This is a genomic window from Enterobacter sp. HK169, assembly GCF_001719105.1.
Taxonomy (GTDB): domain Bacteria; phylum Pseudomonadota; class Gammaproteobacteria; order Enterobacterales; family Enterobacteriaceae; genus Enterobacter; species Enterobacter asburiae_B.
The window spans coordinates 712,756-729,610 of the sequence record NZ_CP017087.1; the positions used below are offsets into that span (position 1 = coordinate 712,756).

The following is a 16,855-nucleotide window of genomic DNA, read 5'->3' on the forward strand; positions in this document are numbered from 1 at the left end:
AGATACCTCTGCCTGACTTCTTTTTATGATGTGCGAAACGCTCCCGCCGGGCGGGAGCGTGATGGGTTAAAACCAGGTTTCCATCTGGACCCCAAAGTTCCATTCCCCGCCGGCGCTGAAGCCGCTGCTGCCAAAGGCATCATCGCTGGCGTAATGATCCAGTTTGCTGCTCCAGTCCATCCAGGTGGCAAACAGGCGCAGCTCCGGACGGCTGAAGAAATCGCCGATTTTGCTCGCTTTTAACGTCGGCGCAAAGGTCAGCTTGTAGAAACTGCCGTTGACGGCGTTGCGGTCCTTATAGCCTTCCGGATTTAAATCCATGTACTGATAGCTTCCCTCAAACGCCAGGGCGAAGTTCTGCGTCACTTCTTTAATCAGGCGGGTGTTAAGCGTCACCCACTCATAGCTATCGCCCTTGACGTAGCGATCTTTACTGCTCTGCGCCAGTACGGCGGGCGCAACGCTCCAGCCGCCGCCGACTGGCGTGACACCGTAACTTGCGAAGCGCCAGGTATCCGCCTCAGACAGCAGCGCGCCGTCGGAGCCGATGCTTTTCACCTCCGCACCCAGCCCGTGACCGTACAGCAGCGCCGTTTTGGCTGTCCCTTCCCGCAGGCCGTAGAAGCTCTCGTTGTGCAACCCGACCAGCGCATGAACGCCTGTATTGGCGGCGTCAGTTTTGATGAGATCGCCGTTGGTGTCTTTACGGTCGTCGTTATCCTTCGCACGCAGGCCGCTCACCATCAGCTGGAACGGTCCGGCGAAGTGGTTCATGCTGAGAATATAGTTCTGAACGTTATTGTCGGTCTGCTCCACGCTGCCGAAGTTGCGGCCGTAAATGGAGAAGTTGCTGCGCAGCGAATCGTTCCATTTCACGTCGTAGACGCCGCCGCCGGTACCGGCCAGGAACACCACGTCGGAGTCCAGCCAGTGAATATCAAAGTTGTCGCGGTCGAAGCGTTTACCCGCCCAGAAGGTGCTGCCCTTCAGCGCGCCGGTAAAATCAGGCAGGTTGCCCAGCTCCGCGAAGGCCTGGCGAATATTAAGATCGCTGGTATCGGCTGACCAGTCGTTATAGGTCCGCTGACCGTCGGCCAGCATCGCTTTAAAGCGCGTGGTGGCGCCATTATCCAGAGTTTGCTTGTGCTCCAGGTTCAGCTCGACGTAGGTGTCGGCTTCGTTACCCAGACGCCCTACCGCACCGCCGGTTTCACCGGCCGGGGTCAGATAAGGACCGCTTTTGCTGCTGGAGGCCGCATCGTTCATCAGCAGGCCCGAACGGGCGTAGCCGTGGAACTCAAACCCGCTGCTTTGATCCGCCTTCTTCTCCAGCGCGGTGGTGCGCTGCGCCACCGCCTGGGCTGTCGTTTGCGTCTGCTGCTGGGCGGCAACCAGCTGCTGCGTTTTTTGTTCCGCATCGGTGGCGCGTTTCTCAGCCACCTGCGCACGCGTTTCCGCCGCCTGGAGGCGCTGCTCCATCGCGGCAAGACGCGCTTCGATACTTGTCATATCCGTCTGGGCAAAAACAGAGGTACTTCCGGCCAGCATGCCTATCATCACGGCAAGTCTGCGTTTTTTATACATTTTGTCGCATCCCTAAAAGAAGTCATTAAACGTGCTAAATTGCTAAACCGGTTTAGGTTGCTGATACTAAACCTCTGAATTTTGGATCGGCAATCTTTTTTGCTAAACCGTTTTAGTAAGTGTGATCGAGGCGACAATTCAGGCCGCCGGATGGCGGCCAGTGAAGGAAGGAATTACAGATCGTGCTGCCACGGCAATGCGGTCATTGCCCCTTTGGCCGTGGTGGCTAATGCGCCGCAGCGCTGGGCTAAGGCGATGACCGGCGTCAGGTCCTGCCCGGCGGCCAGCCCGTAGAGCAGCCCCGCCACAAAGGCATCGCCCGCGCCGGTGGTATCGACACATTCGACGGGCGTTGCCGGATAGTGTTTTACGGTGCCATCATGCCAGGCGATCACCCCCTCTTTTCCCTGGGTGACCAGCACCAGACGCGCCGGACAGCGCGCCATCAGCGCGTCCAGACCGACGTTTACCTCGACATTTCCGGTTAAAAACGCCAGCTCTTCGACGGAGAGTTTCACCACGTCGGCACTCTGCAGGGCCTGTTCCAGGCAGCGACGCAGCGCGTTCTCATCCGGCCAGAGATCCGGGCGAATATTGGGGTCGAAGCTGACGTAACCGCCCGCCTCGCGGATGGTGGCCATCGCCTCAAACGTCGCAGAACGGCTCGGCTCTGCGCTTAATGCGATGGAACAGACGTGCAGCCACTCCCCGGCGCTGAACGTCGGCAGATCGGCGGATTCGAGAAACAGATCGGCGCTCGTACGCACCATAAAGGTAAACGAGCGTTCGCCCTGGTCATCCAGATCGACCACCACCGTTGAGGTGCGGTGCGCCGGGTCAAGGCGCAAAAACTTCACATCGACCCGCTCGTCAGCGAGAGTTTTCGCCATAAAGCACCCGAAGGGATCGTCGCCAACCCTGCCGATAAAGGCGCTCTGGCCGCCCAGCCGGGCAATACCGACCGCAACGTTTGCCGGTGCCCCGCCGGGACACTGCAGCAATCTGCCTTCTCCATCGGGCAGCAAATCCACTACCGCATCGCCAAGTACCCAGATTTTTTTCATGTGATCCTCGTAGCTAAACTATGTTAAACCGTTTTAGCTATTTAAGCACAGGCAGGGCGAAGGGGAAATAACGCGGGAGGAAAATTGGCTAACGCACCAGATGCGGCCAGTGAATATCACCGACGCCATTTAGCTGCGGGCGGGCGAACAGAAAGCCCTGGAAACGGCGGATCCCGGCAGACTCGAGCCAGCACCACTCCTCTATCTTCTCGATCCCTTCGGCCACCAGGGTAATTTCGAGATCGGAGCAACAGCTGACGATGGAGCGCACAATCGCCTGCTTCGGGCCGCTGAGGTGGATATCGCTAACTATCTCCCGGTCGATCTTAATTTTGTCCGGCTGGAAGCGAGTCAGCAGCGAAAGACCCGCATAGCCGGAACCGAAATCATCGATCGCCAGGCCAATCCCCTCACCGCGAAGCTGCTTGATGGCGCTATTGAACTGGTTGAAGCCGGAGATCATCTCGTTTTCCGTCACTTCAATGACTACCTGCTCCGGCTGCAGCCCATGTTTTTTTATCTCGCTGACCAGGAATTCCACGGCGTTGGGGACATTCACCAGCGACATCGGCAGCAGGTTTACCGCAATCTTATGGCTGCCAATGCCCAGCTTTTCCGCGAGAGCAAAGGCATACGCTTTCGTCTGGAGATCGACTTCGTAGATTTTGTCCGGGTCGAGGGCGCTGAAGAAATGCTCCGGGCTGCCGCCTTCGTTGCCGCGAATAAGGGCTTCAAGCGAACTGATCTTCCCTTCCGAGGGCTCAACGATGGGCTGAAGCGCAAACTGACAGGGCTGTCCGGCAATCAGTCCCATACTCTCGCCAAAGGGCAACGCCTCGGGTGAAAGCGTCCATTTTTCAGGTACGTAGCGTGCGCCCGACAGGGCCGGACGTTTGCCCGTGATAAACGTCTGGATAAATTTGAACACCCGGTCATCGGATGTGAGATAGCTGTCCAGCTTGCTGTAATTCAGAACCGACTGCAGCACCTCTTTCGGTGACTGCGTCTGCAGATCGAACAGCAGCATACCGACGTTTTCAAAGCGCCTGCGCGGGCCATAGTCCCGCATCAGCTCTACCACTCCACTGTGCCGCTTGTCGTCACGGATTTTATGGAACAGCTTAAGCACGCTCTCTTCCGACCCTTCGAGTATTTGCAGCACGTCACTGCCTTTTGCAAGCAGAACCCCGGTGATATTCAGACTGGCATTGCGGATCCGGGCGCGCTCCACCAGCTCCCTCAGCGCGGAGGGCTGACAGGATAAATTCAACTGGCTTCGGTAGATCAGAGTCGTCAGCACAAAAATGGGTTCCGATGAGAAAGAGAGGTGCCTTGAAGCTACTATTTAACATACTTAATCAATGCGACCTAACATATTCACACCACAGGGGAACGTTACTTTTCCCCGTTGCCAATTCGGCTGTCGATCCTCTCCTGTATATAGTCGTAAAACGGGTTCGAGGTGACCCGCATAAGCGCCTCTTTCCCGACGCTCAACACGGAGGTTTCGCCCCAGAGCGCAATTGTCCCCAGGCTGATACCGTAGCGGTTTTTCACCCGAGGCTCACGGCCATAAAGATCGTCATCCGGCGGGAACGGCACCGCTACGTGCGACAGGGAATAGACATCCTGCGGCCAGGCCTGCGCAAGCGGCACGACCGTCTCCCGGGTGCTGCCTGCCGGAGTGATTTTCGCCACCGTCGAGAAGCTGTGCTCGCTGGCATTGGTAATAATTGTGACACCGTAACGCCTCTGCGCAACCGGCAGCAGCGCCGAGGTTGCCGTCCACGACGACGGTTTGAACAGCGGACGGAAGCTGGCTGCCTGATTGATGTCAAACACCACCAGCTCGCTGCCGTTTGCCGGAAGCTGGTCAAACAGGCCGGTCACCACCGCGCGGGTGCTGACCGTGGAATCCATGACCGACTGGAACGCCAGGATCGGCGGCAAATTCGCCAGCCTGTTCTCCCGCGCCTCGCGGCTGATTTGCTCCTGCAGGGCCTTCGTCAGCAGCCATGACTGGCGGGCGGCGTTCACCGGGAACGAGTTATATTTGTACGGATTATATTCCGGAGAGATATTCAGCCACGCCGCTTTGGCAAACGCCGGCAGCAGCGCCGGTAACCCGGCGAAACCGGCAAACCGAGCAAAGGCCGTCACGCCGATCATCGGTGAGAGCAGTATCACCTGCTGCGGTTTACGCAGCGCAGGCGCATCCAGCGCATCGAGAGCATATTTCATCGCCAGCGCCCCGCCGTTGGAGTAGCCCACCAGATGCAGAGGCGCAGCCTCGCCCGCCAGACGCGTGGCTTCCCGCACCGCAAGACGCGTCGCCGCGAGCCACATCTCCCAGTCGACGTCCGTCAGCGCGCCGGGCGCAGTGCCGTGCCCGGGCAGGCGCGGGACCACGGCCACAAAGCCGTGCTGTTGATAGTTCACGGCAAGCCGCCGGACGCTGTAGGGCGAGTCCGTCAGACCGTGCAGCAGCACTACCGCGCCGCGCGGCTTTCCGGCAGGCATCAGCACAAAGGAGCGGTTGGCATCGGGCGTAAACTGTCCCGGCCATACCAGGCTCTGGCGATAATAGCGGTTTAACGGCGTGCGTTCCTCGCCCTCTGTTTTCGCCGTCACCGCATTATCAAGATCGGCGAAAATGGCGTTTTCCCGGGCGATATACCGGGCAAAGTCGGCGTTATCCATCTCGCGCACGGACATCTCATCGGCCCGCCAGGTATGCCACAGGTGCAGTTCCGGTCCCTGCTGCGAGAGATAGACCCTAACCGCCAGCAGGACGACCAGCACGATCCCTACGACCATCCCTATTTTCTTTGCAAGCGCCATCAGGCGCACGCTGACTCGCCAGGGCAGATTTGCCATGCCGGGATCCCTTTTATATTCACAGTACATCTATCTTATCAAAAATGTGAACGGACTGACGTATTCACTAAATTCATACCTGCCGCGTCAGACAGTGCACCAAAAGTGAACTACGCTGCACAAATGTTGATCATTGGTTAAACAAATATTGCATGAAGTTTACTGCACAGCGGGTTTCACCCGCCCTGTGAACATGGCACGCGTCATGCATTGTTAACCAGGTAACAAAAATTCGGCCATTGACAGCCTGTTAACAGCGAGGCGGTATGACGACGAAACCTGAGGTGTTAAGCCGTATCGAAGCGACGTTCAGCCAGCTCACGCCCAGCGAAAAGCGGGTCGGAAGCTGGCTGCTGGCGCACGCCGCGCAAATCCCGTTTGAAACGGCGGAGAGCATCGGTCAGGCGAGCGGGACCAGCGGAATTACCGTCGGACGCTTCCTGCGCAAGCTGGGGTATCGCAACCTGGAAGATGCCAAAAAGAGCCTGCGCGATCCGTATCAGCCCTGGGGCATGAACGAGCGGCTGGACTCCTGGCAGCAGCAGCGCCCCCTTTCCAGCCGCCTTCAGCATGCCCTGTCGCTGGAAGTGGATGCCATCACGCAGGTGTACCAGCTGGCGCAAACGGACGCCTTCCGTCAGGTGGTGCACAACCTCGCCCACGCCGACGCGGTGTTTGTGCTGGGGATCCAGTCCACGCGCGGGATTGCCAACGCCTTCTTCAGCCACCTCGAGTACCTCCGCCCGCGCGTGAGCTATTCGGAGGGCGCTTCCGGCAGCTGGGTGGAATCCCTCAACTCGGGGTTTTCGCACCCGTACGTCGTGCTGACCGATACGCGCACCTACTCCGCGATGGCCCGCCAGTACTGCCGCGTCGCCAGCGAAAAAGGCATTCCGCTGGCCTTGATCACCGACATCTGGTGCCCGTGGGCGCGGGATTACCCGATGGATTTACTGCAGGTGAAAACCGATACCGGTCACTTCTGGGATTCGCTTGCCCCCGTGAGCTGTCTGTTCAACCTGCTGCTGTCGGGCGTGGTGGAAGCGCTGGGTGATGCGCTCCCGGCGCGTCTGGCGGTAAACCGGCAATTACAACAAGAGTTTGGTCAATTCGAACGCTAAAGGAGCGGAGCTATGCCCGAAGAGAGTGAACTGATTGATGTGGCGAAGACGTTTCCCACGCTGCATATCGATCTGAAGTACGCCACCGCCGACAATATCACCGGCCGTCCGATCTATCAGGAGGCGCTGTGCCTGCTGCATACCGACGCGGCCACCGCGCTGGCAAAAGCCATCAGCATTGCCTCGCTGGCCGGGCTGAAGCTGGTGGTGTACGACGCCTATCGGCCGCAGCAGGCACAGGCCCAGCTGTGGGATGCCTGCCCGAATCCGGAATACGTGGTCGACGTGGCGATTGGCTCCAATCACAGCCGCGGTACGGCCATCGACGTCACCCTGATGGATGAACATAACGCCGTGCTGGATATGGGTGCCGGTTTTGACGAAATGCACGACCGCTCGCATCCGTATCACCCTTCCGTGCCGCCGCACGCCCAGCGCAACCGTCTGCTGTTGAACGCCATCATGTTCGGCGGTGGTTTTGTGGGTATCAGCAGCGAATGGTGGCACTTCGAACTGCCGAACGCCGCCAGCTATCCGCTGCTTGACGACCGTTTTGCCTGTTTTCCCCTGACGCACACTTCTCTCTAAACCTGGAGCACTGCCATGAAAACATCGCTTCTCTCGACGCTGATCGCCGCCACGCTGGCCCTGAGCGCACCGCTGGCGCTGGCTGCCGTCCCGAAAGACATGCTGGCGATCGGTAAAGCCGCCGACCCGCAAACGCTCGATCCTGCCATCACCATTGATAACAACGACTGGACCGTCACCTATCCGTCCTACCAGCGTCTGGTCAAGTACAAGCCAGGCTCTACCGAGGTGGAAGGCGATCTGGCGACGGGCTGGAAGGCGTCTGACGACCAGAAAGAGTGGACCTTTACCCTGGCGGGTAACGCGAAATTCTCCGACGGCACGCCGGTCACCGCCGAGGCGGTAAAACTCTCCTTTGAGCGCCTGCTGAAGCTCGGCCAGGGGCCGTCTGAAGCCTTCCCGAAAGACCTGAAAATTGATGCCGTCGATGACCATACGGTGAAGTTCACCCTCAGCCAGCCTTTCGCACCGTTCCTCTACACGCTGGCAAACGACGGGGCGTCCATCATTAACCCGGCGGTGCTGAAGGCCAACGCGGCAGACGATGCTCGCGGTTTTCTGGCGCAAAACACCGCCGGTTCCGGGCCGTTTATGCTGAAAAGCTGGCAGAAAGGCCAGCAGCTGATCCTGGTGCCTAACCCCCACTGGCAGGGTGAAAAGCCGCACTTTAAGCGCGTATCGGTGAAAATTATCGGTGAGAGCGCCTCGCGCCGACTGCAGCTTTCCCGCGGCGATCTGGACATTGCCGACTCCCTGCCGGTCGATCAGCTCGCAGCGCTGAAGCAGGAAGGCAAAGTCGCCGTCGCGGAATACCCGTCCCTGCGCGTGACTTACCTCTATCTCAACAACAGCAAAGCGCCGCTCAATCAGGTGGATTTACGTCGGGCCATCTCCTGGGCGACGGATTACCAGGGCATGGTGAAAGGCATTCTGAGCGGCAACGGCAAGCAGATGCGCGGCCCGATCCCGGAAGGCATGTGGGGCTTTGACGCCACGGCAATGCAGTACAGCTTCGATGAGGCCAAAGCCAAAGCGGCGCTGGAGAAGGTCAAAGACAAACCCGCCAGCCTGACCTTCCTCTACTCGGACAACGATCCGAACTGGGAGCCTATCGCCCTCTCCACTCAGGCCAGCCTCGGCAAGATCGGCATTAGCGTCAAGCTGGAAAAACTGGCCAACGCCACCATGCGCGACCGCGTCGGAAAAGGCGATTACGACATTGCCATCGGCAACTGGAGCCCGGACTTTGCCGACCCGTACATGTTCATGAACTACTGGTTCGAATCGGACAAAAAAGGGCTACCGGGCAACCGCTCGTTCTATGAGAACAAAGAGGTTGATTCGCTCCTGCAGGCCGCGCTGAAAACCACCGACCAGGCGGAACGCACCAAAGATTACCAGCAGGCGCAAAAGGTGGTTATCGACGAGGCGGCCTACGTTTATCTGTTCCAGAAAAACTACCAGCTGGCGATGAACAAAGAGGTCAAAGGCTTCACCTTTAATCCGATGCTCGAGCAGGTGTTCAACATCGCCACCATGAGCAAATAACGGTTCTCGCCGGGGGAAAGCGTATGACGTTCTGGAGCATAGTGCGCCAGCGCTGCTGGGGGTTAATCCTGGTGGTGGCCGGTGTCTGTATTATCACCTTTATTATTTCACACCTGATCCCCGGCGATCCGGCCCGTCTGCTGGCCGGCGACCGCGCCAGCGACGAAATCGTGCAGAACATCCGCCAGCAGTTAGGGCTGGACCAGCCCCTGTATGTTCAGTTTGGCCGCTACGTGGACGCTCTGGCGCACGGTGATTTAGGCACGTCCATCCGCACCGGACGCCCGGTCGCGGAAGACCTGAAGGCCTTTTTCCCCGCCACGCTGGAGCTGGCCTTTTGTTCTCTGCTGCTGGCGCTGGTCATCGGCGTGCCGCTGGGGATTTTATCGGCGGTGTACCGCAACCGCTGGCTGGATCACCTGGTGCGTTTAATGGCGATGACCGGGATCTCCACGCCGGCCTTCTGGCTTGGGCTGGGCGTCATTGTGCTGTTCTACGGGAACCTGCAGATCCTGCCGGGCGGCGGCAGGCTGGACGACTGGCTCGATCCCCCGACGCACGTCACCGGATTTTATCTGCTGGACGCGCTGCTGGAGGGCAACGGTGAGGTCTTTTTCAACGCGCTTCAGCACCTGATTTTACCCTCGCTGACGCTGGCGTTTGTTCACCTGGGGATCGTGGCGCGCCAGGTCCGTTCGGCGATGCTGGAGCAGCTTAGTGAGGATTACATCCGCACCGCGCGCGCCAGCGGCCTGCCCGGCTGGTACATCGTCCTGCGCTACGCCCTGCCCAATGCGATGATCCCGTCCATCACCGTCCTCGGGCTGGCGCTGGGCGATCTGCTTTACGGCGCCGTGCTGACCGAAACCGTCTTTGCCTGGCCGGGCATGGGCGCCTGGGTGGTGACATCCATTCAGGCGCTCGATTTCCCTGCCGTAATGGGGTTTGCCGTCGTCGTTTCGCTGGCCTACGTGCTGGTTAATCTGGTGGTCGATCTGCTTTACCTGTGGATTGACCCGCGAATCGGGCGCGGAGGTGCCGAATGATGTTAACGCAGGAAACGCCCGTCCCGGCTAAAACCGCCGGACAACGCATCAACTGGGCAAAGCTGTTCTGGATGCTGCGTCAAAGCCCGCTCACGATCGTTGGCGGCGTCATTATGATTGCGATGCTCTTCCTGATGGTGGCTTCGCCGTGGATCGTTCCGCATGACCCGAACGCGCTGGATTTGACCGCCCGCCTGCAGGCGCCGTCTGCGCAACACTGGTTTGGTACCGATGAGGTGGGACGCGACCTGTTCAGCCGCGTGCTGACGGGCAGCCAGCAGTCGATTACCGCCGGGCTGGCGGTGGTGGCGATTGCGGGCGGCATAGGCTCACTGCTGGGCTGTTTTTCCGGCGTACTGGGCGGGCGCGGCGACGCCATCATCATGCGGGTGATGGACATTATGCTATCCATTCCTTCGCTGGTGCTGACCATGGCGCTGGCCGCCGCGCTCGGGCCGAGCCTGTTCAACGCCATGCTGGCGATTGCGATTGTCCGCATCCCGTTTTACGTCCGCCTGGCGCGCGGGCAAACCCTGGTGGTGCGCCAGTTTACCTACGTCCAGGCCGCCCGCACCTTTGGCGCGTCCCGCTGGCATTTGATCCGCTGGCATATCCTGCGCAACGCCCTGCCGCCGCTGATTGTGCAAGCTTCGCTGGATATCGGTAGCGCCATTCTGATGGCCGCCACGCTGGGGTTTATCGGCCTTGGCGCGCAGCAGCCGACCGCCGAATGGGGGGCGATGGTGGCCGTGGGCCGTAACTACGTCCTGGACCAGTGGTGGTACTGCGCCTTTCCCGGTGCGGCGATTTTGATTACCGCCGTGGGCTTTAACCTGTTTGGCGACGGTATCCGCGATCTGCTGGATCCGAAGTCGGGAGGAAAACAGTAATGACCGAACCGGTATTACGTATTGAGGACCTGCATCTGAGCTTCCCGGTTTTTCGCGGTGAGGTCCACGCGCTGAACCACGTCTCGCTGGAGATCGGCAGGGGCGAAATCGTCGGCGTGGTGGGTGAGTCGGGGTCGGGTAAATCCGTCACTGCCATGCTCGCCATGCGGCTGCTGCCGGAAGGGAGCTACCGCATTCATCACGGTCAGGTGAAGTTACTCGGCGAAAACGTCCTGACGGCGTCCGAGAAGCAGCTTCGCCAGTGGCGCGGTGCACGAGTGGCGATGATTTTTCAGGAGCCCATGACCGCCCTCAACCCGACGCGGCGGATTGGCAAACAGATGGTGGAGGTGATCCGCCAGCATCAGCCGCTTTCGCGGCGCGAGGCGCAGCATAAGGCGATTACCCTGCTGGAAGAGATGCAAATCCCGGACGCGAAGCAGGTCATGGAGCGTTATCCGTTTGAACTCTCCGGCGGCATGCGCCAGCGGGTGATGATCGCCCTTGCCTTCTCCTGCGAGCCGGAGCTGATCGTCGCCGACGAACCGACCACCGCGCTGGACGTTACCGTCCAGCTCCAGGTGCTGCGATTGCTGAAGCATAAGGCGCGGGCCAGCGGTACCTCGGTGTTGTTTATCAGCCATGATATGGCCGTGGTGTCGCAGCTTTGCGACAGAATGTACGTGATGTATGCGGGCAGCGTGATCGAGAGCGGTGCCACGCAAACGCTGATCCACCGACCCGTGCATCCCTACTCCATCGGCCTGCTGCGGTGCGCCCCGGAAAACGGCCAGCCGCGCGACCTGCTTCCCGCCATCCCCGGCACGGTGCCCAACCTCAGCAAGCTTCCGCAGGGTTGCGCCTTCCGCGAGCGCTGCTTTGCCGCCGGAGCGAAATGCAGCGAAACGCCGCGCTTACAGCCCAACGGTGCAGAGGGCCAACAGGCTGCCTGCTGGTATCCACAACGGGAGAAACGCCATGTCTGATGTACTGCTGGAACTGGATAGCGTGCACGTGAACTTTGCGGCGCGCAAAAACTGGCTGGGCCGCGTGACGGAACAGGTCCATGCCCTCAACGGGCTCGATCTCCAGATCCGTCGCGGGGAAACGCTGGGCATTGTCGGGGAATCCGGCTGCGGGAAAAGCACGCTGGCCCAGCTGCTGATGGGCATGCTTAAGCCCAGCACCGGCGCGTGCCAGCGGGCGCACCACGCGGGCGGCATGCAGATGGTGTTTCAGGATCCGCTCTCCTCGCTCGACCCGCGATTGCCGGTCTGGCGCATCATCACCGAGCCGGTGTGGGTGCAAAAACGCAGCAGCGAGCGCGAACGCCGCCAGCTGGCAGAAAACCTGGCGCTGCAGGTGGGCATTCGCCCGGAATATCTCGACAGGCTTCCGCACGCCTTCTCCGGCGGGCAGCGCCAGCGCATCGCCATCGCCCGGGCGCTCTCCTCCAACCCCGATATTATCGTGCTTGATGAACCCACCAGCGCGCTGGATATCTCCGTGCAGGCGCAAATCCTCAACCTGCTGGTGAACCTGCAACAGCAGCGTAATCTGACCTACGTGTTAATCTCGCATAACGTCTCGGTGGTCAGACACATGAGCGACCGCGTGGCGGTGATGTACCTCGGGCAGATTGTGGAGCTGGGCAGCGCCGCGCAGGTGCTTGGCGAGCCGCGCCATCCCTATACCCGTCTGCTGCTCGACTCGGTTCCCCGCACCGGTGAACCGCTGGATGAAAATCTGGCGTTGCGCAAAACGGAGCTTCCCGGCAATCGTCATCTGCCCGAAGGCTGTTTTTTCCGCGACCGTTGTCCGATAGCAGCGCAGGGGTGTGAACAGCCGCAGCCGCTACAGCCCTCACGCGAGGGCCGTAACGTGCGCTGCTGGCGCAGTCTGGGTTAGATTTGCGCCATCCCGCCGTCCACAAACAGCTCGGTGGCGTTAATAAAGCTGGCCGCGTCGGAGGCCAGAAACGCCACCGCTTTACCCACCTCGCCCGGCGCGCCTAAACGCCCCAGCGGTACCTGCGCGGCCAGCGCGTCGTACAGCCCCTGACGGTGTTCTTCCGGCACCAGATCGCCGAGACCCGGCGTTTTGATCGGACCCGGGCTCACCACGTTGACGCGGATCCCGCGGCCCTGCAAATCCAGCGCCCAGGAGCGGGCAAAGTTGCGCACGGCGGCCTTGCTGGCGCTGTAGACGCTGAAATTGGCCGTCCCTTTAATGGACACCGTCGATCCGGTCAGAATAATCGACGATCCGGCGGACAGCAGCGGCAGCGCCTTCTGCACCGTGAACAGCACTCCGCGCACGTTGGTGCCAAAAATCCGGTCAAACTGCTCTTCGGTGATCGCGCCCAGCGGCAGCATATCGCCGCCACCGGCATTGGCGAACAGGATATCAAGACGGCCTTCTTCTTTGGCTATCCGGGCATAAACCTCATCCAGATCGGCAAGCTTTGAGGCGTCCGCGCGAATGCCCACTGCGGTTGAAGCAATTTCCGCCACCGCCGCGTCCAGCTCGGCCTGGCGACGACCGGTGATGTAGACCTTTGCGCCCTGTGCCGCCAGCTCCTGCGCCGTGGCAAGACCAATGCCGGTGCTGCCGCCGGTGACCAGTGCGATTTTTCCTGAGAGAGTCGTGTTCATGTCATTTACCTTTTGTTGGGTTTGCGTTGGACAAACTTTAGCCCTTGCGGCATTAGTGAAAAACGGGCAAAAATGAAAATGACTATTCACAAACAGAAATAATCCGAGGTCATCATGGACCAGCTCATGGCGATGCGCGCCTTTACGCGGGTCGTGGAGTCCGGCAGTTTTACCCGCGCGGCGGACTCGCTGAATATGCCGATCGCCACGCTGAGCAAGCTGGTTAAATCGCTTGAGTCGCACCTGGATATACGCCTTCTGCACCGCACCACTCGCCGGGTGGTCGCGACGCCTGAAGGGATGGAATACTATGAAAAAGCGCTCAGGGTGCTGATTGATATCGAAGATATCGACACCTCGTTTCGCGTTTCCCGCGCGACGCCAAAAGGGCATTTGCGGGTTGACGTGGGCGGATCCACCGCCCGGGACGTGCTCATCCCCCTGCTTCCGGCATTTATGCAGCGCTACCCGGAGATCTGCATCGACCTTGGCGTGGCCGACCGGCCGGTCGATCTCATCAGCGGTAACGTAGACTGCGTGATCCGCGGCGGTCCGCTGGACGACTCGACCCTCATCGCCCGTCATCTCGGTAACGCCGAAATGGTCACCTGCGCGACGCCGGGTTACCTGAAAAATCACGGCGTCCCGGCCTATCCGCAGGAGCTGCGCAACGGCCACAAGCTGATTAGCTATCTCTCGCCCGTCACCGGACGGCCCTTTCCGTTTCGCTTCCGGCAGAACGGCGAGGCGCTGGAAATCAACATTCCGCACTATCTCGGCGTCAATGAAAGTAATGCCCATCTGGCGGCTGCCGCGGCGGGGCTGGGGATCGTTCAAACCTTTGAGTATTCGGCAAAGTCGTATTTACAGGCGGGCACGCTGGCGGCGATCCTGGGCGACTGGCGCCCTGCCGCGTATCCGTTTCATGTGGTTTACCCGCAGAACCGGCATTTGACGCACCGCCTGAAGGTGTTTATTGCCTGGCTGGCGGAGGTGTTCCCCGCCGCGCTGAAGGGATAGCCGGGCGCAAACCCGGCTGTGGCTTAATTGAGCTTATAGTCCAGCGTAATCTCAGCTTTCAGGAGCTGCGAGACCGGACAGCCCGCTTTTGCTTTCTGAATAATGCCGTCGAACTGCTGCGGGGCGATGCCGGGAACGGTCACCTTGCTTTTCAGGGCAACCTTAGTGATGGCAAAGCCGCCGTCGGTTTTATCCAGAGAGACGTCCGCGGTGGTATCAATGGAATCGGCGGTATAACCCGCTTCACCGAGCATCAGCGACAGCGCCATTGAGAAGCAGGCCGCATGTGCCGCGCCAATCAGCTCTTCGGGGTTGGTCCCCTTTTCGCCCTCAAAGCGGGTATTGAAACCATAAGGCTGCTGATTGAGAACGCCGCTCTCGGTGGAAACCGTTCCTTTTCCGCGCTTAATGTCGCCAGACCAGTGTGCCGAACCGTGCTTATGAATAGTCATTCTTGCTCTCCTTTTGGCTTACAAAGGGTTAAGTATAGACTACGCATCTGACCCACCCTGGAACACAGACAATTCCAGGACTTTCACCTGCTGTACCGACAAAAAGGATAATGATATGGCCCTAAAAATCAGGATGGCCGTTGCCGTCACCACGCTGGCTCTGTCGCTCTCTTCACTGGCGAAAACGCCGGAGAACTTTATCTATACCAGCTCGGGCGATCTCGACGCGGCGTTCCCGCTTGTTGCGCGAAGCGATATCGGCGGCGTGCAGATCGTTTACAACTGGCGCCTGCTGGAACCCGAGAAGGACAGCTATGACTTCTCGCGGATTGAACAGGATCTGGCGCGCGTTAAGGCCGCCGGAAAAAAACTCTTTATTCAAATCCAGGACCGTTTCTTTGAGCCGGACGCCCGCTACGTGCCGGACTATCTCATGCGCGACACACAATACGGAGGCGGGATTGCGCCGCAGTTCGATAACCCCGGCGAAGGCAAGCCGGTCGGTTCAGGATGGGTGGCGCGTCAGTGGGATCCCGCCGTGCGCCAGCGCTACCAGGCACTGCTGGCCGCCCTCGCGAAACGCTTTGATGGCGAGGTGTATGGGGTAAACCTGCCCGAAACCGCCATCGATCTCGATGAAAAAAATCCGCCCGTCGGGTTTACCTGCGACGGCTATTTCGCGGGTGAAATGGAAAACCTGGCCTTTGCGCGAAAGGCTTTTCAGAAATCACACGTGGTGCAGTACGTGAACTTCTGGCCGTGCGAATGGGATAATGACCACAACTACATGGGGCGACTGTTTGCGTATGCCAGCGCCAACAATATCGGCCTGGGTGGGCCGGACATTGTTCCCAACCGCAAGGCCCACATGAAGAACGCCTATCCCTTCTTCCATAAAAATAAACAGACGCTGCCGCTCATCGCCATGGCGGTTCAGGAGCCGACCCTGACCTATAAGGATCCTCAGACCGGAAAACCGTTCACCAAAGCGGAATTTGTCCGCTTCGGCGAAAGTTATCTCGGTGCCGATATTATTTTCTGGAGCACGACGTCTCCCTGGCTAAAGGCGAAGTAATCCCTTCTTATGCCAGGTAGCGCGACAGTTCGTCAAGGAACACGCGCAGCGCGGCAGGCTGGTATTCCCGGGACTGATAAATGCCATGGATGGCAAGCGGTTTCGGCTCAAGCGCCTCCAGCACCGGCACCAGCAATCCCTGTTCCAGCGCGGCAGACGCTTCGCGCTCCGGCAGCATGGCGATACCGCAGTGCTTAATCGCCGCGTCCATCAACAGCGAAGAGATGCTGGCGCTCAGGTTGCCGCTGACGGCCACGCTCAGGCTTTCCCCTTCCGGCGTCAGAAAGTGCCAGGACTGCCCGGCAAAAAAGCTGTAGTGCAGACAGTTGTGCTGCGCTAATTCTTCAGGGCTGACGGGGATACCGTGCTGTGCCAGGTACTCCGGCGAGGCGCAAAGCACCGAGCGACACTCCCCCAGCCGGCGGGCAATCATGCCGGGTTCGGGGTTGTCGGTAATGCGCACGGCGACATCAATGCGCTCTCCCACCAGGCTGACCGGGTGGTTATTCACGTCCAGCTCGATGCGCAGCTGCGGGTAGCGCGAGAGCAGCTCAGGCAGGACCGGCGCAATCAGGTGCATGGCGGTAAAATGGGCGCAGGCCACCCGCAGCGTGCCGGACGGCAGATCTTTCTCCGACTGGCCCTCGATTTCCTGCGAAATCTGCGAGAGCGTCCGCGTTTTTTGCAGCACCTTTTCCCCTGCCGCGGTCAGCGTCAGCTTGCGCGTGGAGCGGTTTACCAGGCGCGTTCCCGCCCACTTCTCCATTTGTTCAAGGTAGCGGCTCACCATCGGTCGGGAAATGCCCAACGCGCGGGCCGCCGCGCTCAAACTGCCCAGCTCGCATATCCGGTTGTAAACCTGAGCGGCGATAACGCGATCCATATAAGCTCCATTTGCTCGATTTATGAAACTAAGCATGTCTTGTTTCAGGAATT

General features: G+C 59.8%; 16 protein-coding genes. 9 read left to right on the plus strand and 7 right to left on the minus strand.

Annotation, left to right across the window (positions count from 1 at the left end; translation table 11 throughout):
* Positions 1-66: 66 nt before the first annotated feature.
* The 4 genes from EnteroDNA1_RS03470 to EnteroDNA1_RS03485 form a co-directional block, all read right to left on the minus strand.
* Positions 67-1,584, minus strand: coding sequence for a carbohydrate porin (locus EnteroDNA1_RS03470; RefSeq protein WP_069302858.1), 1,518 nt, complete (start codon positions 1,582-1,584; stop codon positions 67-69).
* Positions 1,585-1,757: 173 nt separating this feature from the next.
* A complete protein-coding gene (locus EnteroDNA1_RS03475) occupies positions 1,758-2,648 on the minus strand; it encodes an aminoimidazole riboside kinase (protein ID WP_069302859.1) in 891 nt (296 codons plus the stop codon).
* Positions 2,649-2,736: 88 nt separating this feature from the next.
* Positions 2,737-3,948, minus strand: coding sequence for a diguanylate phosphodiesterase (locus tag EnteroDNA1_RS03480; RefSeq protein WP_069302860.1), 1,212 nt, complete (start codon positions 3,946-3,948; stop codon positions 2,737-2,739).
* A 95-nt stretch (positions 3,949-4,043) separates the two neighbouring features.
* Entirely contained in the window at positions 4,044-5,525 is a 1,482-nt protein-coding gene (locus EnteroDNA1_RS03485; protein WP_069302861.1) for an alpha/beta hydrolase, read from the minus strand.
* A gap of 266 nt (positions 5,526-5,791) precedes the next feature.
* On the opposite strand from EnteroDNA1_RS03485, the gene EnteroDNA1_RS03490 reads away from it, so the two are divergent.
* From EnteroDNA1_RS03490 to EnteroDNA1_RS03520, 7 genes are read left to right on the plus strand one after another with little or no spacing between them, the layout of a single operon-like run.
* On the plus strand, positions 5,792-6,646 hold the full coding sequence (locus tag EnteroDNA1_RS03490; protein ID WP_069302862.1) for a MurR/RpiR family transcriptional regulator: 855 nt from the start codon (positions 5,792-5,794) through the stop codon (positions 6,644-6,646).
* Between the two features lie 12 nt (positions 6,647-6,658).
* Positions 6,659-7,234, plus strand: a complete 576-nt coding sequence (gene ddpX / locus EnteroDNA1_RS03495; RefSeq protein ID WP_023311885.1) for a D-alanyl-D-alanine dipeptidase — start codon at positions 6,659-6,661, stop codon at positions 7,232-7,234.
* Between the two features lie 15 nt (positions 7,235-7,249).
* Positions 7,250-8,782 (plus strand): ABC transporter substrate-binding protein, encoded by a 1,533-nt coding sequence (locus EnteroDNA1_RS03500; RefSeq protein WP_069302863.1) that lies wholly within the window; start codon positions 7,250-7,252, stop codon positions 8,780-8,782.
* A gap of 23 nt (positions 8,783-8,805) precedes the next feature.
* On the plus strand, positions 8,806-9,828 hold the full coding sequence (locus EnteroDNA1_RS03505; protein WP_069302864.1) for an ABC transporter permease: 1,023 nt from the start codon (positions 8,806-8,808) through the stop codon (positions 9,826-9,828).
* Entirely contained in the window at positions 9,825-10,718 is an 894-nt protein-coding gene (ddpC, locus tag EnteroDNA1_RS03510) for a D,D-dipeptide ABC transporter permease (protein WP_029740902.1), read from the plus strand. The genes EnteroDNA1_RS03505 and ddpC overlap by 4 nt, the downstream gene beginning before the upstream one ends.
* Positions 10,718-11,704, plus strand: a complete 987-nt coding sequence (locus tag EnteroDNA1_RS03515) for an ABC transporter ATP-binding protein (protein ID WP_069302865.1) — start codon at positions 10,718-10,720, stop codon at positions 11,702-11,704. The genes ddpC and EnteroDNA1_RS03515 overlap by 1 nt, the downstream gene beginning before the upstream one ends.
* The gene (locus tag EnteroDNA1_RS03520) at positions 11,697-12,626 is read left to right on the plus strand and encodes an oligopeptide/dipeptide ABC transporter ATP-binding protein (RefSeq protein WP_064672583.1); all 930 of its coding nucleotides are present in this window, start codon (positions 11,697-11,699) and stop codon (positions 12,624-12,626) included. The genes EnteroDNA1_RS03515 and EnteroDNA1_RS03520 overlap by 8 nt, the downstream gene beginning before the upstream one ends.
* On the opposite strand, the gene EnteroDNA1_RS03525 is transcribed toward EnteroDNA1_RS03520, so the two are convergent.
* Positions 12,623-13,372: an SDR family NAD(P)-dependent oxidoreductase gene (locus EnteroDNA1_RS03525; RefSeq protein ID WP_058840956.1), complete on the minus strand. Its 750-nt coding sequence runs from the start codon at positions 13,370-13,372 to the stop codon at positions 12,623-12,625. The two genes, EnteroDNA1_RS03520 and EnteroDNA1_RS03525, sit on opposite strands and share 4 nt — an antisense overlap.
* Positions 13,373-13,486: 114 nt before the next feature.
* Here EnteroDNA1_RS03525 and EnteroDNA1_RS03530 point away from each other — a divergent pair, with 114 nt between their 5' ends.
* A complete protein-coding gene (locus EnteroDNA1_RS03530; protein ID WP_064672584.1) occupies positions 13,487-14,392 on the plus strand; it encodes a LysR family transcriptional regulator in 906 nt (301 codons plus the stop codon).
* Positions 14,393-14,415: 23 nt separating this feature from the next.
* Here the strand turns inward: EnteroDNA1_RS03530 and EnteroDNA1_RS03535 are convergent, their stop codons facing one another.
* Positions 14,416-14,844 (minus strand): OsmC family protein, encoded by a 429-nt coding sequence (locus tag EnteroDNA1_RS03535; RefSeq protein ID WP_023311893.1) that lies wholly within the window; start codon positions 14,842-14,844, stop codon positions 14,416-14,418.
* A 115-nt stretch (positions 14,845-14,959) separates the two neighbouring features.
* On the opposite strand from EnteroDNA1_RS03535, the gene EnteroDNA1_RS03540 reads away from it, so the two are divergent.
* Positions 14,960-15,919 carry a hypothetical protein gene (locus EnteroDNA1_RS03540; RefSeq protein ID WP_064672585.1) on the plus strand — a complete coding sequence of 320 codons (960 nt, stop codon included), beginning with the start codon at positions 14,960-14,962 and terminating at the stop codon, positions 15,917-15,919.
* Between the two features lie 7 nt (positions 15,920-15,926).
* Here the strand turns inward: EnteroDNA1_RS03540 and EnteroDNA1_RS03545 are convergent, their stop codons facing one another.
* Positions 15,927-16,802, minus strand: coding sequence for a LysR family transcriptional regulator (locus EnteroDNA1_RS03545; RefSeq protein WP_064672586.1), 876 nt, complete (start codon positions 16,800-16,802; stop codon positions 15,927-15,929).
* Positions 16,803-16,855: the final 53 nt, after the last annotated feature.